Annotated in this window: 25 protein-coding genes; 12 read left to right on the forward strand and 13 right to left on the reverse strand. The window is 67.7% G+C overall.

The window, feature by feature from the left end; genetic code table 11:
* Positions 1-63: 63 nt before the first annotated feature.
* The 5 genes from sucD to recA form a co-directional block, all read right to left on the reverse strand.
* A complete protein-coding gene (gene sucD, locus JI745_RS14650; protein ID WP_201808190.1) occupies positions 64-957 on the reverse strand; it encodes a succinate--CoA ligase subunit alpha in 894 nt (297 codons plus the stop codon).
* Between the two features lie 18 nt (positions 958-975).
* Positions 976-2,136, reverse strand: coding sequence for an ADP-forming succinate--CoA ligase subunit beta (gene sucC, locus JI745_RS14655; protein WP_201808191.1), 1,161 nt, complete (start codon positions 2,134-2,136; stop codon positions 976-978).
* The gene (locus tag JI745_RS14660; RefSeq protein WP_201808192.1) at positions 2,123-2,728 is read right to left on the reverse strand and encodes a DUF2889 domain-containing protein; all 606 of its coding nucleotides are present in this window, start codon (positions 2,726-2,728) and stop codon (positions 2,123-2,125) included. The genes sucC and JI745_RS14660 overlap by 14 nt, the downstream gene beginning before the upstream one ends.
* A 138-nt stretch (positions 2,729-2,866) precedes the next feature.
* Complete coding sequence (gene recX / locus JI745_RS14665) at positions 2,867-3,355, reverse strand: recombination regulator RecX (protein WP_201808193.1); 489 nt, start codon at positions 3,353-3,355, stop codon at positions 2,867-2,869.
* Between the two features lie 9 nt (positions 3,356-3,364).
* A complete protein-coding gene (gene recA, locus JI745_RS14670; protein ID WP_201808199.1) occupies positions 3,365-4,468 on the reverse strand; it encodes a recombinase RecA in 1,104 nt (367 codons plus the stop codon).
* 130 nt (positions 4,469-4,598) lie between these two features.
* Here recA and JI745_RS14675 point away from each other — a divergent pair, with 130 nt between their 5' ends.
* The 5 genes from JI745_RS14675 to JI745_RS14695 all read left to right on the forward strand — a co-directional run bounded on the left by JI745_RS14675 (position 4,599) and on the right by JI745_RS14695 (position 9,984).
* A complete protein-coding gene (locus JI745_RS14675; RefSeq protein ID WP_201808201.1) occupies positions 4,599-5,087 on the forward strand; it encodes a MarR family winged helix-turn-helix transcriptional regulator in 489 nt (162 codons plus the stop codon).
* A 67-nt stretch (positions 5,088-5,154) separates the two neighbouring features.
* Positions 5,155-5,826 (forward strand): response regulator transcription factor, encoded by a 672-nt coding sequence (locus JI745_RS14680; protein WP_201808203.1) that lies wholly within the window; start codon positions 5,155-5,157, stop codon positions 5,824-5,826.
* 128 nt (positions 5,827-5,954) lie between these two features.
* Positions 5,955-7,445, forward strand: a complete 1,491-nt coding sequence (locus JI745_RS14685; RefSeq protein WP_201812580.1) for a sensor histidine kinase — start codon at positions 5,955-5,957, stop codon at positions 7,443-7,445.
* A 35-nt stretch (positions 7,446-7,480) separates the two neighbouring features.
* Entirely contained in the window at positions 7,481-8,542 is a 1,062-nt protein-coding gene (locus JI745_RS14690; protein WP_201808205.1) for a patatin-like phospholipase family protein, read from the forward strand.
* A gap of 68 nt (positions 8,543-8,610) precedes the next feature.
* Positions 8,611-9,984 carry an MATE family efflux transporter gene (locus JI745_RS14695; RefSeq protein WP_201808207.1) on the forward strand — a complete coding sequence of 458 codons (1,374 nt, stop codon included), beginning with the start codon at positions 8,611-8,613 and terminating at the stop codon, positions 9,982-9,984.
* A gap of 2 nt (positions 9,985-9,986) precedes the next feature.
* On the opposite strand, the gene JI745_RS14700 is transcribed toward JI745_RS14695, so the two are convergent.
* From JI745_RS14700 to JI745_RS14725, 6 genes are all read right to left on the reverse strand, one after another.
* A complete protein-coding gene (locus JI745_RS14700) occupies positions 9,987-10,904 on the reverse strand; it encodes an NAD(P)-dependent oxidoreductase (protein WP_201808209.1) in 918 nt (305 codons plus the stop codon).
* 40 nt (positions 10,905-10,944) lie between these two features.
* Positions 10,945-12,099 (reverse strand): rod shape-determining protein RodA, encoded by a 1,155-nt coding sequence (gene rodA, locus JI745_RS14705; protein ID WP_201808211.1) that lies wholly within the window; start codon positions 12,097-12,099, stop codon positions 10,945-10,947.
* Entirely contained in the window at positions 12,096-14,162 is a 2,067-nt protein-coding gene (gene mrdA, locus JI745_RS14710; protein ID WP_201808213.1) for a penicillin-binding protein 2, read from the reverse strand. Before mrdA ends, rodA begins: the two co-directional genes overlap by 4 nt.
* 12 nt (positions 14,163-14,174) lie before the next feature.
* Entirely contained in the window at positions 14,175-14,693 is a 519-nt protein-coding gene (mreD, locus tag JI745_RS14715) for a rod shape-determining protein MreD (protein WP_201808215.1), read from the reverse strand.
* The gene (gene mreC / locus JI745_RS14720) at positions 14,690-15,613 is read right to left on the reverse strand and encodes a rod shape-determining protein MreC (RefSeq protein ID WP_201808217.1); all 924 of its coding nucleotides are present in this window, start codon (positions 15,611-15,613) and stop codon (positions 14,690-14,692) included. Before mreC ends, mreD begins: the two co-directional genes overlap by 4 nt.
* 92 nt (positions 15,614-15,705) lie before the next feature.
* Positions 15,706-16,749, reverse strand: a complete 1,044-nt coding sequence (locus tag JI745_RS14725) for a rod shape-determining protein (RefSeq protein WP_201808218.1) — start codon at positions 16,747-16,749, stop codon at positions 15,706-15,708.
* Positions 16,750-17,030: 281 nt separating this feature from the next.
* On the opposite strand from JI745_RS14725, the gene gatC reads away from it, so the two are divergent.
* The 3 genes from gatC to gatB are packed head-to-tail and all read left to right on the forward strand — an operon-like array spanning position 17,031 to position 20,274.
* Positions 17,031-17,330 carry an Asp-tRNA(Asn)/Glu-tRNA(Gln) amidotransferase subunit GatC gene (gene gatC / locus JI745_RS14730; RefSeq protein WP_201808220.1) on the forward strand — a complete coding sequence of 100 codons (300 nt, stop codon included), beginning with the start codon at positions 17,031-17,033 and terminating at the stop codon, positions 17,328-17,330.
* Complete coding sequence (gene gatA / locus JI745_RS14735) at positions 17,327-18,814, forward strand: Asp-tRNA(Asn)/Glu-tRNA(Gln) amidotransferase subunit GatA (RefSeq protein ID WP_201808222.1); 1,488 nt, start codon at positions 17,327-17,329, stop codon at positions 18,812-18,814. Before gatC ends, gatA begins: the two co-directional genes overlap by 4 nt.
* 2 nt (positions 18,815-18,816) lie before the next feature.
* The gene (gene gatB, locus JI745_RS14740) at positions 18,817-20,274 is read left to right on the forward strand and encodes an Asp-tRNA(Asn)/Glu-tRNA(Gln) amidotransferase subunit GatB (protein ID WP_201808224.1); all 1,458 of its coding nucleotides are present in this window, start codon (positions 18,817-18,819) and stop codon (positions 20,272-20,274) included.
* 22 nt (positions 20,275-20,296) lie between these two features.
* Here the strand turns inward: gatB and JI745_RS14745 are convergent, their stop codons facing one another.
* Together JI745_RS14745 and pyrE are read right to left on the reverse strand one after the other, a co-directional pair.
* Entirely contained in the window at positions 20,297-20,992 is a 696-nt protein-coding gene (locus JI745_RS14745; RefSeq protein WP_310738639.1) for a DUF4124 domain-containing protein, read from the reverse strand.
* 1 nt (position 20,993) lies between these two features.
* Positions 20,994-21,683 (reverse strand): orotate phosphoribosyltransferase, encoded by a 690-nt coding sequence (gene pyrE / locus JI745_RS14750; protein ID WP_201808228.1) that lies wholly within the window; start codon positions 21,681-21,683, stop codon positions 20,994-20,996.
* 17 nt (positions 21,684-21,700) lie between these two features.
* Here pyrE and JI745_RS14755 point away from each other — a divergent pair, with 17 nt between their 5' ends.
* From JI745_RS14755 to JI745_RS14770, 4 genes are all read left to right on the forward strand, one after another.
* Positions 21,701-22,486: an exodeoxyribonuclease III gene (locus JI745_RS14755; RefSeq protein WP_310738640.1), complete on the forward strand. Its 786-nt coding sequence runs from the start codon at positions 21,701-21,703 to the stop codon at positions 22,484-22,486.
* A gap of 122 nt (positions 22,487-22,608) precedes the next feature.
* Complete coding sequence (locus JI745_RS14760) at positions 22,609-23,256, forward strand: hypothetical protein (RefSeq protein WP_201808232.1); 648 nt, start codon at positions 22,609-22,611, stop codon at positions 23,254-23,256.
* 75 nt (positions 23,257-23,331) lie between these two features.
* Positions 23,332-24,339, forward strand: a complete 1,008-nt coding sequence (locus JI745_RS14765) for an AraC family transcriptional regulator (RefSeq protein WP_201808234.1) — start codon at positions 23,332-23,334, stop codon at positions 24,337-24,339.
* A 43-nt stretch (positions 24,340-24,382) separates the two neighbouring features.
* Positions 24,383-25,048, forward strand: coding sequence for an alpha/beta hydrolase (locus JI745_RS14770; protein ID WP_201808236.1), 666 nt, complete (start codon positions 24,383-24,385; stop codon positions 25,046-25,048).
* Positions 25,049-25,411: the final 363 nt, after the last annotated feature.

The raw sequence follows: 25,411 nt of genomic DNA on the forward strand, positions 1-25,411 counted from the left end.
TGGCCCGGGAACGAAAAGGCCGCGCACAGCGCGCGGCCTTTTGTCGCCGGGCGACGAGGGCGGTCAGAGCAGGCCCTTGAGCAGCTTGCCCATCTCCGACGGGTTCTTCGTCACGGTGAAGCCGCACTCTTCCATGATGGCGAGCTTGGCATCGGCCGTGTCGGCACCGCCCGAGATCAGCGCGCCGGCATGGCCCATGCGCTTGCCCGGAGGGGCGGTCACGCCGGCAATGAAGCCGACGATCGGCTTCTTCATGTTGGCCTTGCACCAGCGGGCCGCGTCCGCCTCGTCGGGGCCACCGATCTCGCCGATCATGATGACGGCGTCGGTGTCGGGGTCGTCGTTGAAGAGCTTCATCACGTCGATGTGCTTGAGCCCGTTGATGGGGTCGCCGCCGATGCCCACCGCGCTCGACTGGCCGATGCCCAGGTCGGAGAGCTGCGCCACCGCTTCATAGGTCAGCGTGCCGGAACGGCTGACCACGCCGACGCGACCCTTCTTGTGGATGTGGCCCGGCATGATGCCGATCTTGATTTCATCGGGCGTGATCAGGCCAGGGCAGTTGGGGCCGAGCAGCAGCGTCTTCTTGCCGCCCTTGGCTTCCTTCTCCTTCATCTTGTTGCGCACTTCCAGCATGTCGCGGATGGGAATGCCTTCGGTGATGCAGATGGCGAGGTCCAGGTCGGCCTCCACGGCTTCCCAGATCGCGGCCGCGGCGCCCGCGGGCGGCACGTAGATCACCGAGACGGTGGCGCCGGTCTGCGACTTGGCTTCCTTGACGCTCGCGTAGATGGGGATGTCGGAGAACTTCTCGCCGGCCTTCTTGGGGTTCACGCCGGCGACGAATGCGTTCTTGCCGTTGGCATAGGCCTGGCAGCCGAGGGTGTGGAACTGACCGGTCTTGCCCGTGATGCCCTGGGTGATGACCTTGGTGTCTTTGTTGATGAGGATGCTCATGTTCGTGTCCTAGCGTGATTACTTCAGGGCGGCCATCACTTTTTGCGCGGCCTCGGCCATCGAGTCGGCGCTGATGATGGGCAAGCCGGAGTCGGCGAGCATCTTCTTGCCCAGCTGTTCGTTCGTGCCCTTCATGCGCACGACCAGCGGCACCTGCAGGTTGACCGCCTTGCACGCGGCGATCACGCCCTCGGCGATGGTGTCGCAACGCATGATGCCGCCGAAGATGTTGACGAGGATCGCCTTCACCTTGGGGCTCTTCAACATGATCTTGAAGGCTTCGGTCACCTTCTCGGCGGTGGCGCCACCGCCCACGTCGAGGAAGTTGGCGGGCTCGCCGCCGAAGAGCTTGATGGTGTCCATCGTGGCCATCGCAAGGCCGGCGCCGTTCACCAGGCAGCCGATGTTGCCGTCGAGCTGGATGTAGGCCAGGTCGAACTTCGAGGCTTCGATCTCCGCCGGGTCCTCTTCGTCGAGGTCGCGGTAGGCCACGATCTCGGGGTGGCGGAAGAGGGCGTTGCTGTCGAAGTTGAACTTGGCGTCGAGGGCGATCAGGTTGCCCTTGCTGTCGCAGTTCAGCGGGTTGATCTCGACCAGCGACGCGTCGGTGGTCATGTAGCAGTTGTAGAGCTTCTGGAACAGGTCGACCGCCTGGGCGTGCGAGCCCTCGGGCAGGCCGATCGCCTTCGCCACCTTCTTTGCCTGCTCGGCACCGAGGCCGGTCAGCGGGTCGATGTACTCGGTGATGATCTTCTCCGGTGAGGAGTGGGCCACCTCTTCGATGTCCATGCCGCCTTCGCTGGAGGCGATCAGCGCGACCTTCTGCGTGGCGCGGTCGGTGACCAGCGACACGTAGTACTCCTTCTTGATGTCGGCGCCTTCCTCGATGTACAGGCGGCGCACCTTCTGGCCTTCGGGCCCGGTCTGGTGCGTCTTGAGCTGCATGCCGAGGATCTGGCCCGAGATCGTCTTCACGTCATCGAGCGACTTGGCGAGCTTCACGCCACCACCCTTGCCGCGGCCACCCGCATGGATCTGGGCTTTCACCACCCATACCGGGCCGCCCAGCTTCTGCGCGGCTTCGAAGGCTTCCTGCACGCTGAATGCGGGATAGCCGCGGGGGACCGGGACACCGGCCTGACGCAAGATTTCCTTGCCTTGGTACTCATGGATTTTCATCGCGGACTCTCTTCACTCGGTTTGCAGGAACGGGGGGAGGAACTTCGGACTTGCCCGGCCGGTACCAGCGCGGGTAGTGCAGCTTGACGGTCGCGCCGTCGGTACGCAGGGCGTGGCAGCGGTCGAGCTGGAAGGGCTGTTTGGCGTCGACGCCCTGTTCGCCGCGGGTGTCGATCACATCGCCGGCAAAGGCCTGCACCACGGCGGTGGGCAGCACCTGCGCAAGCTCGGTGAGGTGGGTGCAGCCGGCGACACCGCCGAGGCGCTCATGGACGGCATAGCGAAAGCCGCGCATCAGGTTCAGGCCAGCGAGCTTGGCATACGCATCGCCGTGATCGTTGCAGGCGCCGGGGTAGGGCATGCCGCGGGTTTCGGAGCCGGCCTCGAGCACGTTGAACTGCTCGTCGATCACCAGACGCAGCAGCATGTCGTGGATGGGCTCGCCGGCACGTCGGAATTCGGTGTCGCGGGTCTTCACGTCGGTGATGACCGCATCGACTTCCCACAATCCATTGCCACGGGCAAACACCTGCACGTCGATGCAGCGTGTGTGCTTGAGCTGGCGCTCGGGCGCGGCGGCAGGCAAGGCCATCGTGGCGGGTGGGTCTGGCGGAGGGGCTGGCCCCATGCAATGTGACGGAGCCGCGAAAGCCCGGCACTTTAGCATTGCGCACCGCACCAAATTAGCGCGAGCGTGCGGAACCCGCGCGCGCTCAAGGCCTGTTGCACATCAGGTGTCTTCGTCCGCTGCGCCTTGCAACGCTCGGCGAATCGCCTCGCCCGAAAAGCCCCGGGCTGCGAGGAAACGCATCTGGCGTGCCCGTTCGGCGGCGTCCTGCGGGGGTTCGCCGAACTTGCGCGCCCAGACCTCGCGCGCCCTCGCCGCCTCGCTGCCCTTGAGCTGATCAGCCACCTCGGCGCTGAGGGCCACGCCGTGCTGTGCCAGCTCCTGCTTGATGCGCAGGTTGCCGTAGCGCGCCGCCCGCACGTGGATGCGGCTCTCGACGAAACGCTCCTCGCTCAGGTAGCGGTTGGCCTGCAGCCAGTCGAGCACGGTGTCGACCTGCTCGGCCGCCGTGTCCTCATCGACCGGCGCTTCGCCCTCGCCCGCGGGCTTGCGGGCGTGGACCATCAGCTTGCGCCGCAGTTCGCTGCGGCTGTGCTCGCGCTGGGCAAGGATCTGAAGGCCCCGGCCTTTCAGTGACAAACGGGGCTTCATGCGAGGCGTTTATTCCTCGGCGGCCGCCGCTTCCTTGGCCGCACGGCCGCGCTTCGGCGCCGGCGCAGCCGCTTCCGCGTCACCCGCGGCACCCGGCAGCAGCGGAATGCCCATCGCCTCGCGCACCTTGTTCTCGATCTCGACCGCCAGCACCGGGTTCTCGCGCAGGAACTCGCGGGCGTTGTCCTTGCCCTGGCCGATCTTTTCGCCGTTGTAGGCGAACCAGGAGCCGCTCTTCTCGAGGATCTTGGCCTCGACGCCCATGTCGATCACCTCGCCCTCGCGGCTGATGCCCTGGCCGTAGAGGATGTCGAACTCCGCCGCCTTGAACGGGGGCGAGACCTTGTTCTTCACGACCTTCACCTTGGTCTCGTTGCCGATGACCTCTTCGCCCTTCTTGATGCTGCCGATGCGGCGGATGTCCAGGCGCACCGAGGCGTAGAACTTGAGCGCGTTGCCGCCGGTGGTCGTCTCGGGCGAGCCGAACATCACGCCGATCTTCATGCGGATCTGGTTGATGAAGATGACCATGGTGTTGGTCTTCTTGATGGTGGCGGTGAGCTTGCGCAGCGCCTGGCTCATCAGGCGCGCCTGCAGGCCGGGCAGCGAATCGCCCATCTCGCCTTCGATTTCGGCCTTGGGCGTGAGCGCGGCCACCGAGTCGACGACCACGAGGTCGACCGAGCCCGAGCGCACCAGGGCGTCGACGATCTCGAGCGCCTGCTCGCCGGTGTCGGGCTGGCTGATGAGCATTTCCTGCAGGTTGACGCCGAGCTTCTGGGCGTAGGAGGTGTCGAGCGCGTGCTCCGCGTCGATGAAGGCGCAGGTGCCGCCCTGCTTCTGCATCTGGGCGATAACCTGCAGCGTGAGCGTGGTCTTGCCCGACGATTCCGGGCCATAGATCTCGACCACCCGGCCGCGCGGCAGGCCGCCGACGCCCAGCGCGATGTCCAGGCCCAGCGAGCCGGTCGAGACGACCTCGATGTCCTCGATCTTCTCGCCCTCGCCGAGCTTCATGATCGAGCCCTTGCCGAACTGCTTTTCGATCTGGGCGAGTGCGGCTTGCAAGGCCTTGGCCTTTTCGGTGTTCAGGGCCTTGACGGGTGCGTCCATGAATTTCTCCTTGTGGATCAATGGGTTACCAGCTGCAAATAACGACAGGCTGGATGAATGAACAGCATTCTGCAAGCCGAGTAGGTCGAAGTAAACCCATTATTTGGTCAGTTTGCCTTACGATCTGGCGATGACGGTTTCGGTCCCCCAAGACGCCTGGCGGCAGACCCACCTGGGGCGCCTGCTGGGCCACGCGCTGCGCCGCTTCGACGAGCGCGTGCTGGCGCTGATGGCGCGCAACCTCGACGTGCCGCTCGCGCTGTCGAACCTCGCGGCACGGGCGCAGGTGAGCGCCGCCCACATCCACATCACCCGGCACCTGGCGCTCGAAGGCTCGCGCCTCACCGACCTCGCCGCCCGTGCCGGCATGAGCAAGCAGGCCATGGGCGACCTTGTCGACCAGTGCGCCGCCTGGGGCCTGGTGACCCGCGAGGCCGACAGCCGCGACAAACGCGCCCGTGTCGTGCGCTTCACCGAGACCGGCCTCGCCTGGCTCAAGGCCTTCGAGCAGGCCGTCGCGCAGGCCGACCGCGAATTCCGCGCCGAAGTCGGGCCCGACGTCGCCACCGTCGTCGCGCTGGGCCTCGAGGCGTATGCGGGCGCGTGGTCGCCAGGCTGATCTCCCGCATGGTTCACGTCAGCAATTTCATTCACACTGGCAAGGAGACGACCACAAGGAGACGACGATGCGGATACTGATTGCCGAAGACGATCAGGTCCTGGCCGATGGCCTGTTGCGCACGCTGCGCAACTCGGGCTATGCGGTCGACGCGGTGGCCAGCGGCACCGAGGCCGATGCGGCGCTCGTCTCGCATGAATTCGACCTGCTGATCCTCGACCTCGGCCTGCCCAAGCTGCATGGCCTGGAAGTGCTGCGCAAGCTGCGAGCACGCGGCTCGGCGGTGCCGGTGCTGATCCTCACCGCGGCCGACAGCGTCGAGCAGCGCGTGAAAGGCCTGGACCTCGGCGCCGACGACTACATGGCCAAGCCCTTCTCGCTGCAGGAACTCGAAGCGCGCGTGCGGGCCTTGACGCGCCGCGGCCTCGGCACCGCGTCGAGCCTCATCAAGCACGGCCCGCTCACCTTCGATGCCACCGGCCGCGTGGCCTACATCAACGACCAGATGATCGAGCTGTCGGCAAGAGAACTGAGCCTGCTCGAAGCGCTGCTGCAGCGCGCCGGCCGCCTCGTCAGCAAGGACCACCTCGTCGAGCGCTTGTGCGAATGGGGTGAAGAGGTGAGCAACAACGCCATCGAGGTCTACATCCACCGCCTGCGCAAGAAGATCGAGCAGGGCCCGATCCGCATCGCGACGGTACGCGGCCTCGGCTATTGCCTGGAAAAGATTCCGAGCTGATGACAGCCCGCCAGTCGCTTTCACTCCTGCCCCCAAGGGGCGCCGTCCGGCTTGGGGCGGCCCGGCGCCGGACCTAAGTGGCCCTGCGCAGAGAGCAACGTTCCCTCTTCGGCGAGATCCTCGATTGGATGCTCGCCCCGCTGCTGCTGCTGTGGCCGATGAGCGTCGTGCTCACCTGGCTCGTGGCACAGGGCATCGCCAACAAGCCCTTCGACCGGCAGCTCGGCGAGCTGACCCGCCTGCTGTCGCAGCAGATCACGCTGCAGGTGCAGGGCGACGGCACGCAGCGCGCGACTTTCTCGCTCACACGCGGCACGGCCGATCTGCTGCAGACGGACGAGACCGACACGCTCTACTACCAGGTGCTGGGCCTGCGTGGCGAATTCCTGAGCGGCGACCGCAACCTGCCGGTGCCGCCCGACGAAGACCGCAGCAACCTCGGCCAGCTGCGCTTCCGTGACGACACCATCGGCGGTGAGCCGGTGCGCATCGCCTACCAGTGGATCGCCGTGCCCGGGGCGGCCGGTGGCACCCCGGCCCTGGTGCAGGCCGCGGAAACGCTCGGCAAACGCTCGCGCCTGGCCACCGAGATCATCAAGGGCGTGATGCTGCCGCAGTTCGTGATCCTGCCGCTGGCGGTGCTGCTGGTGTGGCTCGCCCTCGTGCGCGGCATCGCGCCGCTCAACGAGCTGCAGCAGCGCATCCGCCACCGCGAGAGCCACGACCTGAGCCCGATCGACGAGCGCGAGGTGCCGGAAGAAGTGTCGCCGCTGGTGCGCGCGATCAACGACCTGCTGACGCGCCTCGACCGCAGCATCAGCACGCAGAAGCACTTCCTCGCCGACGCGGCGCACCAGCTCAAGACCCCGCTCGCAGGCCTGCGCACGCAGGCGGAGCTCGCCCAGCGCGAGATCGACGCCGGCCAGTCCGACCCGCAGTCGCTCAAGAAATCGCTGCAGCAGATCGCCCGCAGCAGCCAGCGCGCCGCGCGCATGGTCAACCAGCTGCTCGCGATGGCGCGCGCCGAAGACGCTTCGCAGGCGCAGACGCACCAGCCGGTCAACCTCGCCCGTGTGGCCACCGAGGTCGTGCACGACTTCGTGCCCCGCGCGCTGGAAAAGCGCATCGACCTCGGCTACGAAGGCCCGGGCGCCAACACACGCTCCGAAGCCCGCCCCATCGTGCAAGGCCAGCCGGTGCTGCTGCGCGAGCTGTTGCGCAACCTCGTCGACAACGCCCTGCAGTACACGCCCGAAGGCGGCACCGTCACCGTGCGCGTGGTCGACGACCCCTTCGGCCAGGTCGTGGTGCTGCAGGTCGAAGACTCGGGCCCGGGCATCGCACCGGCCGAGCGCGACAAGGTGTTCCAGCCCTTTTACCGCGCGCTCGGCACCAACGTCGACGGCTCGGGCCTGGGCCTGGCCATCGTGAAAGAGATCGCCCAGCAGCACCGCGCCGAGATCGCCCTTGAAGACGCCAACCTCCGCCTGCGCAGCGGCACGCTCACCGAACACGCCGGTGCGGCCTTCGGCCCCGGGGCGCGCTTCACCGTGCGCTTCCCCGCCGCCTACACCACGGCCGACAGCCCCACAACCAGTTCGGCCGACGAGCATCGCTAGACTGGTCCTCGCCCTCCACCTGTCTTCCGTTGCGCATGCCGTCGCCTCCCGCCACCTCCCCTCGATACCTCGACCTCGCCTTGCAAGGCGGCGGTTCGCACGGCGCCTTCACCTGGGGCGTGCTCGACCGCCTGCTCGAGGAAGAAGACATCCGCTTCAGCGGCATCTCGGGCACGAGCGCCGGCGCGCTCAACGCCGCCGTCATGGCCTCCGGTTTTCACAGGGGCCGGCGCCCCGGCGCACGCGAGGCGCTCGCCGAGTTCTGGTACGACGTGAGCCGCTCGGGCTCGATCTTTTCGCCCTTTTCCGCCGGCCAGTCCAACGGATTGCACGACGGCCTGCAGTTCGACCGCCTGCCCGGCTACCAGTGGGTGAGCGCCTTCTTCCGTTCGTTCAGCCCCTACGAATTCAACCCGCTCAACCTCAACCCGCTGCGCGACGTGGTGCGGCGGCACGTCGACGAAGACGCGCTGCACGCGTGCAAGTTCAAGCTCTTCGTCACCGCCACCAGCGTGACCACCGGCCAGGCGCGCGTCTTCACACGCCCCGAGCTGAGTCTCGACGCGCTGATGGCCTCGGCCTGCCTGCCGTTTCTCTTCCAGGCCGTGGAGATCGACGGCGAACCCTTCTGGGACGGCGGCTACACCGGCAACCCCGCCATCTACCCGCTGATCTACAGCACCGAGTCGCTCGACATCCTGATGGTGCGCATCAACCCGCTGGTGCGCGAAGGCACGCCGACGCGCAGCGAGGAGATCCTCGACCGCCTGAGCGAGATCACCTTCAACGCGAGCCTGATGGGCGAGATGCGCGCCATCGCCTTCGTCTCGCGGCTGATGCGTGAAGGCAAGCTCGATTCGGCACGCTACAAGGACCTGCGCCTGCACATGGTGGCCGACGACGACGGCATCGGCCCGCTCGGGCCCAACACCAAGTTCAACACCGACCGGGCCTTCCTCGAGCGCCTGTGCGAGATGGGCCGCGACGCCGCATCGCGCTGGCTCCAGAAGCACAAGGGAGACATCGGCGTGCGCGGCACGCTCGACGTGGAGCGCGAATTCCTCAAGCTCGGGAAGGCGCGGCCTCGCCGCCCCTGACAGGCCCCTGCCACACGACGAAACCGCGCCGTAACCGCGAGGCGTCCACAAACGCCGATGATGGCGGGATGTCTGCTTCTGCCTCGATCTCTTCTCCGCCTCGCCCGAGCCTGGTCGCGCTGACCTGGCCGCTGCTCGCCGAACTCGTGCTCGGCATGGCCGTCGGCGTGGCCGGCCTGTGGCTCGCCTCGCGCGTGTCCGACACCGCCTCGGGCGCGTTCGCGCTCTCCAACCACGTGCAGGTCTCGTTCTTCCTGCTGTTCCGCATCATTAGCATGGGCGTGAGCGTGGTCATCAGCCAGAACCTCGGCGCTGGCGACCGCCACAGCGCCGACCTCACCGCGCGCGCCGCCCTGGGCGCCAGCACCTGGCTGGGCCTGGGCGCGGCGGTGGTGCTCGCGCTCTTTGCCACGCCCTTGCTGAAGCTCGTGAACGCGCCCGCCGAGGTGCTGCCGCTGGCCACGCCCTACGTGCGCATCCTCGCCCTCGCATTGGCGCTCGATGCGTTCAACGCCAGCATGGCCGCCGTGATGCGCGCCCACATGCACGCGCGCGACACGCTCTACAACATGCTCGCCATGCACGGCCTGCACCTCGCGCTGTCGATGCTGCTGATGCCGTCGATGGGGCTCGCGGGTTATGCGGTGGCCGCCGCGGTGAGCCGCGCCTTCGGCGTGGGTTTCCACCTCTTCCTGTGGCGCTGGCGGCTGGCGCTGGTGCCACATGCGGCCGACTGGTGGCGAGTGCAGTGGCGGCTGCTCGCGCCGGTGCTGCACATCGGCCTGCCGGGCGCGGCCGAGAACATCGCCTACCGGCTGGCGCTGATGGTCACGATCGCGCTGGCGGCCAGCATGGGCACGCATGCGCTCGCGACGCACAGCTACACCATGCAGCTGATGTACTTCATCCTCGTGTTCGGCCTCGCGATCGGCTTTGCGAGCGAGATCCTCGTCGGCTACCTGGTCGGCGCACGCCAGCTGCACGCGGCGCATGCGCTCGTGCGCAAGAGCCTGCGCTACGGGCTCGTGGTGTCGACCGGCATCGCGTTGCTGGCGGCCCTGAGCGGGCCGTGGCTGATGCGCCGCTTCACGCAGGACGAGGCCATCATCTCCCAGGCCAGCACGCTCCTGTGGATCACGGTGCTGCTGGAGCCGGGACGCACCTTCAACCTCGTCGTCATCAACGCGCTGCGCGCGACCGGCGACGCGCGTTTCCCGGTGGTCGCGGGCATCGCCTCGATGGTGTTCGTGATGGCCGGCGGCGCCTGGCTGCTGGGCAGCGTGATGGGGCTCGGGCTGGTGGGGGTGTGGATCGCCTATGCCGCCGACGAGTGGGTGCGCGGCCTCACGATGTGCGCCCGCTGGTGGCGCCGCGGCTGGGTGCCGGCAGCCCGCGCCACGCACCGGCGGCTGACGCGGCAACGGGCCGAGGCGGCGAGCTGAGGTCAGCCGCGTTCGCGGCGTCGCAGCAGCTCGAAGACGATCGCATCGTCCATGCCCGCGAGCCCGCGCTCGCAGGCCTGCGCGAAGACGGCCGCCGCCTGCTCGCCGATCGGCGTGTCAGCCCCGGCCGCGTGCGCCATGCCGAGCGCGAGGTGCGTGTCCTTGTTCAAGAGGCTCGCGTGGGCACGCGGCAGGTAGTCGCCTTGCAGCGCGCGCCGCAGGCGGTCGCTGCCGATCCAGCTCTGGCCGCTGCTCTGCTCGATGACAGCGAGCGTGCGGGGCAGGTTGAGCCCCATGCGTGAGGCGAGGGCCAGCGCCTCAGCTGCACCGGCGAGGTTGATGCCCGCCAGCAGGTTGTTGACGAGCTTGGTGCGGGCGCCATCGCCCGGGCGCTCGCCGAGGTGGAAGACCTTGGACGAGAGCGTCTCGACGAGCGCCCGGTGGCGGTCGAGCGTCGCGTGTTCGCAGGCGAGCATGAGGCTCATGCTGCCGTCGCGCGCCCGCTCGGGGCCGCCCGACATCGGCGCATCGAACCAGCCGATGCCGCGCGACGCGAGCTCGCGCACGAAGCGTTCGGTGTCGGCCGGCGCGATGGTCGGGCACAGCATCACCGCCGAGCCCGGCGGCAGCGCATGCGCCGCGCCATGCGGCCCGAAGAGCACGGCCTCGGTCTGCGCCGCATCGACCACGGCCACGATCACCACGTCGCTCGACGCCGCCAGGCCCGCGGGCGTGGGGCAGGCCATCGCGCCGAGCGCCACCGCCTGTGCTTCGCGCTGGGCGTCGATGTCGTGCACCGCCACCAGGTAGTCCTGCGACAGGAGGCGCGCGGCCATCGCACCTCCCATGTTGCCCACCCCGATGATGCCGACGCGGGGGATGGGCCAGGCGACCGGAATGGGGCTGTGCTCGGTGTTCATGCGCGCAGCGTAGCAGCGCGCGCCGGCTCAGGCGCTCACGTCACCGCCGCATGAAGCGCCGGCTCTTCGCGATCGACATCAGGATGCCCAGGCCGAGCCCCAACGTCACCATCGCGGTGCCACCGTAGCTGATGAAGGGCAGCGGCACGCCCACCACCGGCAGGATGCCGCTCACCATGCCCATGTTGACGAAGGCGTAGGTGAAGAAGCTCAAGGTGATGGCACCGGCCAGCAGGCGCGAGAACACGGTCGGGGCATCGGCCGCGATCATCAGCCCGCGGAAGATGAGGAAGATGAAGCTCAGCAGCAGCACGGTGAACCCGAGCAGGCCGAACTCTTCGGCATAGGCCGCGAAGATGAAGTCGGTGGTGCGCTCGGGGATGAACTCGAGGTGGGTCTGCGTGCCCTTCATGAAGCCCTTGCCCGACAGGCCGCCCGAGCCGATGGCGATCATGCCCTGGATGATGTGGAAACCCTTGCCGAGCGGATCGGCGGTCGGGTCGAGGAGGGTGCAGACGCGGTTCTTCTGGTACTCGCGCAGCACGTGCCACTCCACGCCGGGCTGGCAGATGTGGTCTTCCGACAGGATCAGCGCCGCGATGCCCAAGGCCCCCACCAACAGCACCGGCACGATGAGCTTCCACGACAGGCCGGCGAAGAAGATGACGTAGAGACCCGCCGAGAACACGAGGATGGCGGTGCCGAGGTCGGGCTGCTTGGCGATGAGGCCCACCGGCACGGCAAGGATCAGCAGCGCGACGATGAAGTCGCTCACCCGCAGCGCGCCCTCACGCCGCTGGAACCACCAGGCCAGCATCAGCGGCACGGCGATCTTGAGCATCTCGCTCGGCTGGATCACCACGCCCACGTTGAGCCAGCGCGTCGCGCCTTTCTTCGAGATGCCGAAGAGCGCCACCGCCACCAGCAGCAGCACGCCCACCGTGTACAGCGGCACGGCCAGGCGCATCAGCTTCTGCGGCGGCACCTGCGCCACGACGAAGAGGATGCCGAGCGCGATCAGCATGTTGCGGCCGTGGTCGACGAACCGTGTGCCGTGGTCGAAGCCAGCCGAGTACATGGTGACGAGCCCGAGCCCGGCCAGCAGCAGGATGGCGATAGCGAGCGGGCCGTCGAAGCCGGTGAAGACCGGCTTGATGCGGTTCCACAGCGAAGGTTTTTCGAAGACAACGCTCATGGCGTGGTGGCCTTGACCGGCTTGACCAGCGGGGTGGGGACGGCGGAGGCCGCCACGCCGGCCACCGGCGCCGTCGACGCCTGCGCGCCGCTGGCCGGTGCAGCCGCAAAGCCGGCGGCCCCCGGCAGGGGCACGGTCGACACGGGCCGCGGCGTGCCCACCGGCGCGGCCGACTTGCCTTCACGCGTGAGGGCGATGTCTTCCTCGCTCGGGTACTGGCCGAGCAGCACGTAGTCCATCACGCGGCGGGCGATCGGCGCGGCACTGGCGGCGCCGAAGCCGGCGTTCTCGACGATGACGGCCAGCGCGATCGTCGGCTTGTCCACCGGCGCATAGGCGATGTAGAGCGCGTGGTCGCGCTTGTGCTCCTCGAGCTTGCTGGCGTTGTACTTCTCGTTGGCCCGCACACCCACCGCCTGCGCCGTGCCGGTCTTGCCACCGCTCTGGTAGCCGGCGCCGGCGAACACGCGCGTGCCGGTGCCCGCGGTCACCACCTGCTGCATGCCCTGGTTGATGACCGCCACGTGCTCGGGCTTGAGCGGCAGCGAATCGAGGGCCGCATGCGCGATCTGGCGGCGCTCGCGCGTGACCACGTCTTCCACTTCGCGCACCAGGCGCGGCTTGTAGCGCTCCCCACCGCTCACCAGGGTGGACACGGCGCTCGCGAGCTGCAGCATGGTGAAGTTGTTGTAGCCCTGGCCGATGCCGAGCGAGATGGTCTCGCCGGCGTACCACTTCTGCTGCTCGGGCTTCTTGTAGGCACGTCGCTTCCACTCGGTGGAGGGCAGCAGGCCCGTGACCTCGCCTTCGATGTCGATGCCGGTCTTGCGGCCGAAGCCGAAGGGCTCGAGCTGCTCGTGCATCAGGTCCACGCCCATCTCGTTGGCGAGCGAGTAGTAGTAGACGTTGCTCGAGAGCGCGATCGACCGCACCATGTCGACCGCGCCCAGCCCGTGGTCGCCATGGCTGCGGAAGGTGTGGTTGCCGAAGACGAAGCTGCCGCCGTCATGGATGACCTGCGTGGCGCTGCGCTTGCCGGTGTTGAGCGCGGCCATCGCCATGAAGGGCTTGAAGGTGGAGCCAGGCGGGTAGGTGCCGCGCAGGGCCCGGTTCAGCAGCGGCTTGTCGATCGACTCGTTGAGCTCCTTCCACGACTCGGAGTCGATGCCGTCGACGAAGAGGTTGGGGTCGAAGGTGGGCTTGCTGACGAAGGCGAGCACCTCGCCGTTGCGCGGGTCGAGCGCCACCAGCGCGCCGCGGCGCTCGCCGAAGAGCTGCTCGATCATCGCCTGCAGGCGGATGTCGACCGACAGGATGATCTTGTTGCCCGGCGTCGGCGGGCTGCTCTTCAGGCGCCGCACGGCGCGGCCGCCGGCGCTGGTCTCGACCTCTTCCACACCGGTCAGGCCGTGCAGCTCCGACTCGTAGCTCTGCTCCACGCCCAGCTTGCCGATGTATTCGGTGCCGCGGTAGTTGTCGAGCTTCTCCTCTTCCCAGTCTTCCATCGCGGCCTTCTCGGCCTGGTTGATGCGGCCGATGTAGCCGATCACGTGGCTGCCGACCTCGCCCAGCGGGTAGTTGCGGAAGAGCCGGGCCTTGATGTCGACGCCCGGGAAACGGAAGCGCTGCGCGGTGAAGCGGGCGACTTCCTCGTCGGTGAGCTTGGTGCGGATGGGCAGCGACTCGAAGCTCTTGCTTTCCTCGAGCAGGCGCTTGAAGCGCTTGCGGTCGCGCGGCTGGATCTCGATGATCGACTCGAGCCCGGTGATCGTGGCCTCGAGGTCGGCCACCTTGGTGGGGCTGATCTCCAGCGTGTAGGCCGAGTAATTGTTGGCCAGCACGACGCCGTTGCGGTCGACGATCAGGCCACGGTTGGGCACGATGGGCACGACCGCGATGCGGTTGTTCTCCGCCTGCGTGGCCAGTTCGTCGTGTCGGGTCACCTGCAGCACCACCAGGCGCGCGGCGAGCAGGCCGAAAGCCACCAGCACGAAGGCCGCGGCCGCAAACAGGCGGGTGCGGAAGCGCCCGACTTCCTGCTCGACGTTTCTGAGTTCGGTCATGACAGCAGCCGATTACAGCGGACGGTTCTTGTCAGTATCAGGGGGACGGCGTTGCGGCGCCAGCAGCACCAAGGTCACCACGGGCCACAAGAGGCTTTCGAAGACCGGCGCGAGCATCACCTCCCACCCGGGCAGCATGCCGCCGACCATCATGCGCACCACCATCGACACGGCGTGCGCGGCCACGAAGAGCGGCAGGATCTGCAGTGCCTGCGACAGCACGCCGAACCACAGGAGCCGCCGGTGGATGGTGATCGCGAAGAAGCTCAAGAGCGTGTAGGCGAGAGCGTGCTGGCCGAGCACGGCGCTGTCGTGCACGTCCATCAGCACGCCGAACACGAAGGCGGCGCCCAGGCCCACGCGGCGCGGCTGGTGCACGTTCCAGAACACGAGCACCAGGGCCATCATGTCGGGCAGGTAGCCCACGCGCCCGAAGGGCACGAGGTTGAAGGCGAAGGCCAGCAACATCGTGGTCCACATGAAGAACGGGTTGACCGGCAGCAGGAGCTGGTCGGCGCCGCGGGGCATCATTTCTTGTTCCCCTTCTTCACGGGCTTGGCCGGATCGTCACTCGGCGCGGGCTCAGGCCGCGGCGGCATCTGGATGCCCACCGGCTCCAGCACCAGCACGTGGCGCACGCTGTCGGGTTCGGCGATGGGCGCCAGCGCAATGCGGGCGAAGCCGGTCTCGACCTTGCGGTCCACGCTCACCACCTTGGCCACCGGCAGGCCAGCCGGGTAGACGCCGTCGACGCCCGAGGTGGAGAGCAGGTCGCCCACCTGCACGTCGGCATTGCCGGCCATGAAGCGCAGCTCGAGGCCTGCGCCGGCCGAGTTGCCGAAGGCCGCGCTGCGCGCCTGGGTGCGGCTGTTGAGCACCGGGATCGCGGCTTCCTTGTCGGTGAGCAGCGTGACCTCGGCGCTGTAGGGGTAGACGCGCGTGACCTGGCCCAGCACGCCCGCCTCGTTGATCACCGGCGACGAGATCACCAGCCCATCGCGGTTGCCGCGGTCGATGATGACCTTGCGCGAATAAGGGTCAGGCGCGTCGTACAGGACCTCGGCCGTCAGCGAGCGCACCTTGATCGCGCCACGCAGCTCCAGCAGGGCCCGCAGGCGGGCGTTTTCCTGCTGCAGCTGCTCGACCTTGGCGGCCCGCTCGGCCTGCTGCACGAGTTGCACCTTGGCGCGGGTTTCCTGCTCACGGGCGTCCTGCAGGCCCGTCAGGTAGTCGGCCGCGCCATTCCACAGGTCGACCGGCGTGCGCAGCACGCGCTCGACCGGGTTCAGCACGGTCGCCACCACCGCGCGCAGCGGCTGCGTGACCTTGAAGCGGGTGTCGGCCACCATCAGGAAGAGCGCCAGCGCCGAGAAGAACACCATGCGCGTGAACGCCGACGGCCCTTGGCGGAAGAAGGGCGGTGGTGTTCGATCGAGTGTGCCGAGAGGCATGGTGACCGCTGTGATTCAGGAAAAGCTCAAACGTTTGAAGTGAAAAAGCCGGCCACGTGTTGAACGCGCCGGCTTCGTGGTGCTGTTCACGTTCACTCGGAGGTGAAGATCGATCCCAGGCGTTCCATGCGCTCCAGCGCCATGCCGCAACCGCGCACCACGCAGGTCAGCGGGTCTTCGGCAACCAGCACCGGCAGGCCGGTTTCTTCGGCGAGCAGGCGGTCGAGGTCGCGCAGCAGGGCACCGCCGCCGGTGAGCATCATGCCGCGCTCGGCGATGTCGGCGCCGAGTTCGGGCGGGGTCTGCTCGAGCGCGTTCTTCACGCTGGAGACGATCTGGTTCAGCGGGTCGGTCAGCGCTTCCAGGATCTCGTTGCTGCTGATGGTGAAGCTGCGCGGCACGCCTTCGCTGAGGTTGCGGCCCTTGACTTCCATCTCCTTGACCTCGGAGCCGGGGAAGGCCGAGCCGATCTGCTTCTTGATTGCTTCGGCGGTGGGCTCGCCGATCAACATGCCGTAGTTGCGGCGGATGTAGTTGATGATGGCTTCGTCGAACTTGTCGCCGCCGACGCGGACCGAGCCCTTGTAGACCATGCCGCCCAGCGAAATGACACCGACCTCGGTGGTGCCGCCGCCGATGTCGACCACCATCGAACCGCTGGCCTCGCTGACCGGCAGGCCGGCGCCGATCGCCGCGGCCATCGGCTCCTCGATCAGGTAGACCTCGCTCGCACCGGCGCCCAGCGCCGATTCGCGGATGGCCCGGCGCTCCACCTGGGTCGAGCCGCAGGGCACGCAGATGATGATGCGCGGGCTCGGCTTCAGCATCTTCGAGTCGTGGACCATCTTGATGAACTGCTTGAGCATCTGCTCGGTCACCGTGAAGTCCGCGATCACGCCGTCTTTCATCGGGCGAATGGCTTCGATGTTGCCGGGCACCTTGCCCAGCATCGCCTTGGCCTCGGCGCCGACGGCCTGGATGGTCTTCTTGCCGTTGGGGCCGCCTTCGTGGCGGATGGCGACGACCGAGGGCTCGTCGAGCACGATGCCCTTGCCACGCACGTAGATCAGCGTGTTGGCGGTGCCGAGGTCGATGGCCAGGTCGGTGGAAAAGTAGCGGCGCAGGGAAGCGAACATGTTCTTGTGTGTCAGATCGGCGAGCACGCAGCCGCGGTCGATGGCGCGCGGGTCATGCTGGGCGATGTGGGTCCGTGTTGGTGGCGGGTGGGGTGCTCACGCATTCGATCAGTACCGACCACATGAGCGCAATTGGGTTCCGGGGCCTTTTGAAACAAGCTCGCAAACCCTTGCAAACTCTGGGTTTTCGACGCGTCGAGGGGCGTGTGGATAACCGGGGATAATACTTCAACACCCCTGGTTTTCGATCCCGCGAAGACCCATCCAAAAGTGGATTTCCAATGGCCTTGACCCCGCAGGATGTCGGCCGCATCGCCCACCTGGCCCGCCTCGAATTGCAGGCCGATGAGCAAGAGGCGATGAGGCTTCAACTCAACGAGTTCTTCTCCATCGTCGAGCGCATGAGCGCCGTCGACACGAGCGGCGTCGAGCCGCTGTACACCCCGCTGTCCGCCGTGCGCGACGTGGGCCTGCGCCTGCGCGACGACGTGGTCACCGAGACCAACGACCGCGAGCGCAACCTGCGCAACGCCCCGGCCAGCGAAGACGGCCTCTTCCTTGTGCCCAAGGTCATCGAATGAAGGAGCTGCACTCCTTGAGCGTGGCCGAGATGGGCCGCGCGCTCGACGCACGCGAGGTCTCGAGCACCGAACTCACGAAACATCTGCTCGCACGCGTTGCGACGCATCAACAACTGGGGGTCTTCCTCGCGGTCGACGAAGACCTTGCCCTGGAGCAGGCCAGTGCCGCCGATGCGCGACGCGCCGCCGGCGAGCGCGGGCCGCTGCTGGGTGTGCCGATGGCGCACAAGGACATCTTCGTCACGCAGGCGCTGCCCACCACCGCCGGCTCGAAGATGCTCAAGGGCTACCTGAGCCCCTTCGACGCGACCGTCGTCGCCAAGCTCGCGCAGGCCGGCACGGTGACGCTCGGCAAGCTCAACTGTGACGAGTTCGCGATGGGCTCGGCGAACGAGAACTCCGCCTACGGCACGGTGCACAACCCCTGGGACACCACCCGCGTGCCGGGTGGCTCGTCCGGCGGCTCGGCCGCCGCGGTGGCAGCACGCCTCGTGCCCGCCGCGACCGGCACCGACACCGGCGGCTCGATCCGCCAGCCCGCCGGCTTCTGCGGGGTGACCGGCATCAAGCCGACCTATGGCCGCTGCTCGCGCTACGGGATGATCGCCTTCGCCTCCAGCCTCGACCAGGCCGGGCCGATGGCGCGGAGCGCAGAAGACTGCGCACTGCTGCTGGACACGATGGCCGGCTTCGACGAGCGCGACGCGACGAGCGCCAACGAGCCCTTGCCGGGCTTTGCTGCCGCGCTCGCCAAGCCGCGCGAGGGCGCGACGACGGCCCAGCCGCTGAAGGGATTGCGCATCGGCCTGCCCGCCGAGTTCTTCCCGGCCGCCCTGGCCGCCGACGTGAACGGCGCACTGCGCACGGCGCTCGGCGTCTTCGAGCAGCTCGGCGCGACGCTGGTCGACGTGAGCCTGCCCCGCACCGAGCTCTCGATCCCGGTGTACTACATCATCGCGCCGGCCGAGGCCTCGTCGAACCTGTCGCGCTTTGACGGCGTCCGCTACGGCCACCGTGCCGAGAAGTACACCGACCTGCTCGACATGTACAAGAAGACCCGGGCCCAGGGCTTCGGCCCGGAGGTGAAGCGCCGCATCATGATCGGCACCTACGTGCTGAGCCATGGCTACTACGACGCCTACTACCTGCAGGCGCAGAAGCTTCGCCGCATGATCGCCGACGACTTCCAGCAGTGCTTCGGCCAGTGTGACCTGATCGCCGGCCCGGTGGCGCCCACGGTCGCCTGGCAGATCGGCGCACAGGGCGACGACCCCGTTGCCGCCTACCTGGCCGACATCTTCACCCTGCCCGCCAGCCTCGCCGGCCTGCCCGGCATGAGCCTGCCCGCCGGTTTCGGCGAAGGTGGCCTGCCGGTCGGCCTGCAGCTCATCGGCAACTACTTCCAGGAAGCGCAGCTGCTGCAGGCGGCCCACACCTTCCAGCAAGCGACCGACTGGCATACCCGCGTGCCCAGCGGCTTCTGACCATGGCGACCACTTCGAAACTCATCCGCGGCTACGAGGTCGTGATCGGCATCGAGACGCATGTGCAGCTCTCGACGAAGAGCAAGGCCTTCAGCGGCTCGTCGACCCAGTTCGGCGCCGCGCCCAACACCCAGGCCTCGCCGGTGGACCTGGCCCTGCCCGGCACGCTGCCGGTCATGAACAAGGGTGCGGTCGAGCGCGCCATCCGCTTCGGCCTCGCGGTCGGCGCCAAGGTGGCGCCGCAGTCCATCTTCGCCCGAAAGAACTACTTCTACCCCGACCTGCCCAAGGGCTACCAGATCAGCCAGTACGAGATCCCGGTGGTGCAGGGCGGCGCGGTCGAGTTCTACGTCGGCGACACGAAGCACAAGGTCAACCTGACCCGCGCCCACCTGGAAGAAGACGCCGGCAAGTCGCTGCACGAGGACTACGCCGGCCAGACCGGCATCGACCTCAACCGCGCCGGCACGCCGCTGCTCGAGATCGTGACCGAGCCCGACATCCGCTCGAGCGTGGAGGCGGTCGAATACGCGAAGGCCCTGCACGCGCTCGTGGTCTGGCTCGACATCTGCGACGGCAACATGCAGGAAGGCAGCTTCCGCTGCGACGCCAACGTCTCGGTGCGCAAGCCCGGCGCCGACTTCGGCACCCGTCGCGAGATCAAGAACCTGAACTCGTTCAAGTTCATGCAGCAGGCGATCGACTTCGAGATCCAGTGGCAGATCGACCTGATCGAAGACGGCGGCGAGGTGCAGCAGGCCACGGTGCTGTTCAACCCCGACACCGGCGAGACGCGGGCGATGCGCACGAAAGAAGACGCGCACGACTACCGCTATTTCCCCGACCCCGACCTGCCGCCGCTCGTGATCGCGCCCGAATGGGTGGAGCGCGTGAAGGCCGAGATGCCCGAGCTGCCGCGTGTGATGGCCGAGCGCTTCCAGTCGGCCTATGGCCTGCCGGCCTATGACGCCTCGATGGTCACGCAGACCAAGGCTTTCGGCGCGTACTTTGAGGAAACCGCGAAGGCTAGCGGACACCCCAAATTGGCTGCCAACTGGCTCATGGGCGAGGTGAGCAAGCTGCTCAATGCCGAAGACCGCGACATCGAAGAAGTCGCACTGAAGCCCATGGCTTTGGCGACCCTCATCAAGCGCGTCGCGGACGATCAGGCCGTATCGACCGCCGGCGCAAAAACCGTCTTGGCCGAGTTGTGGGTGAACCCGGACGCAGACATTGACGCTGTCATCGATGCCAAGGGTGTTCGTTTGATGAAAGACACGGGCGAGCTAGAGCGCATCCTCGACGAGGTGCTGGCCGCCAACGCCAAGTCGGTGGAGGAATTCCGCGCCGGCAAGGAGAAGGCCTTCAACGCCCTGGTCGGCCAGGCCATGAAGGCCACCAAGGGCAAGGCCAATCCGGCCGTGGTGAACGAGCTCCTGAAGAAGAAACTCGGCGGCTGACCGCCGCCCCAGCCGGTGCGGCCTACTTGCCCGCCGACTTGGCGCCGGCCGAAGCGGCCGGTGCCGGCGGCGCGGTCACCGGCAGGCTGCCGGCCGGGGCGCCCGCCCAGAGCTTGCGCAGGCGTGCCAGCTCGATGTCGTACAGCGAGTCGATGCGCTTGATCTCTTCCTTCTGGTTCTGCACCAGCGAGCGCTGGGCAGCGGTCGCCGCATCGTTGGCATCGAGCTGCTGGCGCAGCTTCAGCGGCAGCTTCTTGCCCTTGTAGAACTCCATTTCGTCCACCAGGGGCTTGCGCTCTTTCTGCAGCTCGACCAGGCGGTCTTCGGAGAACTTCACGCCCTTGCGCACGTCGTCGAGCGCGGCCTCGCGCGCCTTGTTGTGCGCCGCCTCGTCAGGGAAGCGGCCGAGCAGGTTGCGGTCGCGCCGCACCGCGTCTTGCCTCGCGGCCCGCTCGAGCTCGGCTTGGCGCTTCTTCGCTTCGGCCTCGGCCAGCTCGTCAACGGTCATCGTCGGCGGCACCACCTGCTTCACCGACCCGTCGGCGTTGAGCAGGCGCTGCTCGCGCGCCAGGCATTCGCGGATCGGCCGATCGGACGTGAGCCGGCGGCCATTGCCGTCGACGCAGCTGTAGATCTGTGCCGCCTGCGCGCTCGCCGCGAGCAAGCCCCAGCAGGCCCCTGCCAGGATCAGCTTGGTCGCAGCGCTCGAACGGGTCACGTCACACCCCATAGCGTTCTCGGTAGGCGGCCACGCGGGCGAAATGCTCGCCCAGGGCCGGGTCCTGGTTCGTCTTCAGATACTGCAGCAAGTCGCCCAAGGTCGCCACGGCAGAAACCGGCAGTTGGAGCTGCCGCTCTACGAATTGCACCGCCGACCAGGGCGCATCGGCGCCGTTGTCGGTGGCCTTCTCCTGGCGATCGAGGGCAATCGACACCGCACACGGGGTGGCGCCGGCCGACTGAATCATGGAGATGGATTCGCGCACCGAGGTTCCCGCAGAAATCACGTCGTCGATGATGAGAACGCGGCCGCGCACCGGGGCGCCGACAAGCGTGCCGCCTTCACCGTGATCTTTGGCCTCTTTCCGGTTGTAGGCGTAGGGCACGTTGCGGCCGCGGCGGGCAAGCTCCATCGCCACCGCGGCGGCGAGGGTGATGCCTTTGTAGGCCGGGCCGAAGATCATGTCGAACTGGAGGCCCGAGGCGATCAGCCGCGCTGCATAGAATTCTGCGAGGCGCCCAAGCTTGGCGCCGTCGTCGAACAGGCCGGCATTGAAGAAGTAGGGCGACAGCCGCCCGGCCTTGGTCTTGAACTCCCCGAACCGCAACACACCCGCCTCGACTGCGAACTTCACGAAGTCCTGGGCCAGGGTGTCGGCCGATGTGCCGGGTTGCGCGCTGGGGGTCATCGTGGGGGAGTCTCGTCGTGTTTCGTCTGGTGTCCTTGAACCTGAACGGCATCCGTTCTGCCGCCACCAAGGGCCTGTTGCCCTGGGCCGAAGCCCTGGGCGCCGATTGTATGGGGGTGCAGGAGATCAAGGCACAGGCCGCCGATATCGCCCAGCGCTTCGACACCGTGCACGACATGACGGGCTATTTCCACTTCGCCGAGAAGAAGGGCTACTCGGGCGTGGGCCTGTATTCGCGCAAGGAGCCGAGCGACGTGGTCGTGGGCATCGGCGCCCCCGAATTCGACGCCGAAGGCCGTTACATCGAATGCCGTTTCGACACACCTTCGCGCAAGCTGTCGATCATCAGCTGCTACTTCCCGAGCGGCTCGTCGGGCGAGGAGCGGCAGCAGGCCAAGTTCCGCTTCCTCGCGCTGATGACGCCGTGGCTTTCGCGCCTCAAGGACGAGCGTGAGTTCATCCTGGTCGGCGACATCAACATCGCCCACAAGGAGATCGACCTCAAGAACTGGAAGGGCAACCAGAAGAACAGCGGCTTCCTGCCCGAAGAGCGCGCCTGGATGACGCACTGCCTGGACGAGATCGGCCTGGTCGACGTCTTCCGGGCCCTGAACCAGAAGGCCGAGCAGTACACCTGGTGGAGCAACCGCGGCCAGGCCTATGCGAAGAACGTGGGCTGGCGCCTCGACTACCACCTGGCCACGCCCGGCATCGCGGCGCTCGCCCGCACGGAACGCATCTTCCTCGACCAGCGCTTCTCCGACCACGCGCCGCTGATCATCGACTACGACTTCACGCTGTGATGCCGCGTGATCGGGCGAATAAGGCTTGCTGGCGTCATCTGTTTGGCCGATCCGGCGCGCAGGCCCCATTCCTAGAATGAAATTCGCCTGCGCCGGGCAGGCCATTCCAGAGGAGGAACGAGATGCGCAAGACCCATTCGCTCGCCGCGCTGGCGGCCCTGTGCCTGAGCTGCGGCGCCCATGCCGGCGAGGTCTACACCGGCGTCGGCACGCACGGCCTGATGCTCGGCTTTGCCCAGCCGGTGGCGCCGCACTTCACGCTGCGCGCCGACTACGCCAGCGCCGGCAAGCGCACCCGCCAGGAGCGCGAAGAAGGCATCGACTACGAGGCCAAGTTCACCTACAACCGCATCGGCCTCTTTGCCGACGCCTTCCCCTTCGCGCCGGGCGGCTTCCGCTTCACCGGCGGCGTGACCTTCAACAACATGAAGATCGACATGGAAGGCCGGGGCAACGGCGGCACCATCAACATCGGTGGCACCGACTACACGATGACCGCCAACGACCGCTTCAACGTGAAGATCGAGTTCCCCAAGACCACACCGTACGTGGGGATCGGCTACGGCCACCAACTCAGCACCGGCTGGGGCTTCGTGTTCGACCTCGGCGCGTCCATCGGCAAGGCCAAGGTCACCGAGACGCACTCCGGCCCCAACCTGAGCCTCGCCTCGCAGGCCGACATCGACCGCGAGCTGGCCGAGATCCGCGAGGGGGCCGGCAAGGTCAAGGCGATCCCGCTGATCGCCATCGGCTTCAACTACCGGTTCTGACCGTCGACCTGGGGCCGGCCCGCCCCAGGCATCCACCAGTCCCACGCGGCCGGGCTGCGTGCTACGGTCTGTTGGATGGAACAGGCGCCGCTCACCGTCTCGCTGGCGTACGTCTCCGCCTTGCTGGAGGCGGCCGAGCTGCCGCCTGCCCATGCCTCGCAGCTGCTGCGCCAGCAGGGGCTGGACCCGGACGACACCAGCGCCCGCCTCAGCGAGCGCCAGTTCGCCACCCTCTACCGATCTCTCGCCATCGCGCTCGACGACGAGATGCTGCGCTGCTTCTCGCGCCCGCTGCGGCCAGGCACGCTCAAGTTCACCTGCCTCGCACTGCTCGACGCCAAGAACCTGATGGTGGCGCTGCACCGCTGGTCGTACCTCTCGCGGCTGATGCAGGACGACTTCTATGTCGAACTGACCCAGCTCGAGGACACCGCCCGCGTCGCCATCGTCCAGGCGCCAGGCGCGCCGACGAGACGGGCCGTCGCGTCGGATCTGATGCTCAAGGTGATCCACGGCGTGGCCTCGTGGCTGGTCGGCCGGCGGCTGGCGCTGCTGCGCGCCGATTTCCCCTTCCCGCGCCCGGAGTTCGCCGCCGACTACGAGCTGCTCTATCCGGGCCCGGTCTTCTTCGGCCAGCCGCAGGCGGTGCTGACGATGGACGCGGCGCTGCTCGCGCTGCCCATCCGGCGCACCAAGCCCGAGCTCGACGACTTCCTGCACCGTGCACCCGAAGACTGGTTCTTCGCCACCCCCCGCGAGCCAAGGCTGGCGCTGCGCCTGCGCGATTACCTGGCCGAGCGCCTCCCGCGCCCGGCCACGGCGGAGAACGCCGCCGAAACGCTGCACATCTCCATCCGCACGCTGCACCGCCGCCTGGCTGACGAGGGCACGAGCTTCCAGCGGGTCAAGGACGAGTTCCGCCGCGACCGCGCACTGCAGCTGCTCCTCAAGAGCCAGGCGCCGATCAACCTCATCAGCGAGCAACTGGGCTTCGACAGCACGGCCTCGTTCCACCGCGCCTTCCGCGGCTGGACCGGGGAGACGCCGGGGGCTTTCCGCGCCGCGGGCACGCCGCCGCGCTGAGGGCCCGTAGGATGGGCTCCACTCAGAAGCAGTTGGAGCTCGCATGTCCCTCGAAACCCTCGAATTCGAAACCGCCCCGAACCCGACCCGCAGCGTGATCGTGCTGCACGGCTTGGGCGACGACGGCCACGGCTGGGCGCCCATTGCGCAGGAGCTCGACCTGAGCCCGCTCGGCGCGGTGCGCTTCGTGCTGCCGCATGCGCCCATGCAGCCGGTGACCATCAACAACGGCTACGTGATGCGCGCCTGGTACGACATCCTCGGCACCGACCTCGCGCGGCGTGAAGACGAAAAGGGCCTGCGCGAGTCGCTGACGAAACTCGAAGCCTTGATCGCCCGCGAAAAGGCCCGCGGCATCCCGGCCTCGCGCATCGCGCTCGTCGGCTTCTCCCAGGGCTGCGCGATGGCGCTGCTCACCGGCCTGCGCCACGGCGAGCGGCTCGCCGGCATCGCCGGCCTCTCGGGCTACCTGCCGCTCGCGGCCACGACTGCCGCCGAGCGCAGCGAAGCCAACCGCGACACGCCGCTCTTCCTTGCCCACGGCACCGAGGACCCGGTGGTCATGCACAGCCGCGGCGCCGCCTCGCGCGACGCGCTGGCCGCGCTCGGCCACACGATCGAGTGGCACGAGTACCCGATGCCGCACTCGGTGTGCGCGGAAGAGATCGACGACCTCAACCGCTGGCTGCTGAAAGTGCTGGCCAATTGAAAACACATATCGCCGCCATGCATGCCGCATGCGTTGCGCAGGCTGCGGGTCGAGCGCAAAATGGCGGCCTCATGAAGATCAATCACGATTTGTTCGACGCCTAGCGCCTTTCGATTTCGCATCGGAAGGCGTGCTGCGCCTTCCGGCTCTGGTCTCCTGAACTGCAGACACCTCAGAACCCCGGCAGGCACCCGCCCTCCGGGGTTCTTTGTTTTCAGGTCTTGCCATGCACACGCGCACCTACGACAAGCTGATCGCCACGATTCACGCCCGCCGGAGCGTGGTGGTCCTGCGTGCGCGCTCCGGCCGCACCCCTCTCATTCGACGCTAGCCCTCATTGGCGAACACGCCTGGGGCTGGCCT

Origin of the sequence: Piscinibacter sp. HJYY11 (assembly GCF_016735515.1) — a bacterium.
Classification (GTDB): Bacteria; Pseudomonadota; Gammaproteobacteria; order Burkholderiales; family Burkholderiaceae_C; genus Rhizobacter.

Coding starts and splice junctions, on each gene's coding strand:
- sucD (WP_201808190.1), bottom strand. CDS start 957: ATGAGCATCCTCATCAACAAAGACACCAAGGTCATCACCCAGGGCATC.
- sucC (WP_201808191.1), bottom strand. CDS start 2,136: ATGAAAATCCATGAGTACCAAGGCAAGGAAATCTTGCGTCAGGCCGGT.
- JI745_RS14660 (WP_201808192.1), bottom strand. CDS start 2,728: ATGGCCTTGCCTGCCGCCGCGCCCGAGCGCCAGCTCAAGCACACACGC.
- recX (WP_201808193.1), bottom strand. CDS start 3,355: ATGAAGCCCCGTTTGTCACTGAAAGGCCGGGGCCTTCAGATCCTTGCC.
- recA (WP_201808199.1), bottom strand. CDS start 4,468: ATGGACGCACCCGTCAAGGCCCTGAACACCGAAAAGGCCAAGGCCTTG.
- JI745_RS14675 (WP_201808201.1), top strand. CDS start 4,599: ATGACGGTTTCGGTCCCCCAAGACGCCTGGCGGCAGACCCACCTGGGG.
- JI745_RS14680 (WP_201808203.1), top strand. CDS start 5,155: ATGCGGATACTGATTGCCGAAGACGATCAGGTCCTGGCCGATGGCCTG.
- JI745_RS14685 (WP_201812580.1), top strand. CDS start 5,955: ATGCTCGCCCCGCTGCTGCTGCTGTGGCCGATGAGCGTCGTGCTCACC.
- JI745_RS14690 (WP_201808205.1), top strand. CDS start 7,481: ATGCCGTCGCCTCCCGCCACCTCCCCTCGATACCTCGACCTCGCCTTG.
- JI745_RS14695 (WP_201808207.1), top strand. CDS start 8,611: ATGTCTGCTTCTGCCTCGATCTCTTCTCCGCCTCGCCCGAGCCTGGTC.
- JI745_RS14700 (WP_201808209.1), bottom strand. CDS start 10,904: ATGAACACCGAGCACAGCCCCATTCCGGTCGCCTGGCCCATCCCCCGC.
- rodA (WP_201808211.1), bottom strand. CDS start 12,099: ATGAGCGTTGTCTTCGAAAAACCTTCGCTGTGGAACCGCATCAAGCCG.
- mrdA (WP_201808213.1), bottom strand. CDS start 14,162: ATGACCGAACTCAGAAACGTCGAGCAGGAAGTCGGGCGCTTCCGCACC.
- mreD (WP_201808215.1), bottom strand. CDS start 14,693: ATGATGCCCCGCGGCGCCGACCAGCTCCTGCTGCCGGTCAACCCGTTC.
- mreC (WP_201808217.1), bottom strand. CDS start 15,613: ATGCCTCTCGGCACACTCGATCGAACACCACCGCCCTTCTTCCGCCAA.
- JI745_RS14725 (WP_201808218.1), bottom strand. CDS start 16,749: ATGTTCGCTTCCCTGCGCCGCTACTTTTCCACCGACCTGGCCATCGAC.
- gatC (WP_201808220.1), top strand. CDS start 17,031: ATGGCCTTGACCCCGCAGGATGTCGGCCGCATCGCCCACCTGGCCCGC.
- gatA (WP_201808222.1), top strand. CDS start 17,327: ATGAAGGAGCTGCACTCCTTGAGCGTGGCCGAGATGGGCCGCGCGCTC.
- gatB (WP_201808224.1), top strand. CDS start 18,817: ATGGCGACCACTTCGAAACTCATCCGCGGCTACGAGGTCGTGATCGGC.
- pyrE (WP_201808228.1), bottom strand. CDS start 21,683: ATGACCCCCAGCGCGCAACCCGGCACATCGGCCGACACCCTGGCCCAG.
- JI745_RS14760 (WP_201808232.1), top strand. CDS start 22,609: ATGCGCAAGACCCATTCGCTCGCCGCGCTGGCGGCCCTGTGCCTGAGC.
- JI745_RS14765 (WP_201808234.1), top strand. CDS start 23,332: ATGGAACAGGCGCCGCTCACCGTCTCGCTGGCGTACGTCTCCGCCTTG.
- JI745_RS14770 (WP_201808236.1), top strand. CDS start 24,383: ATGTCCCTCGAAACCCTCGAATTCGAAACCGCCCCGAACCCGACCCGC.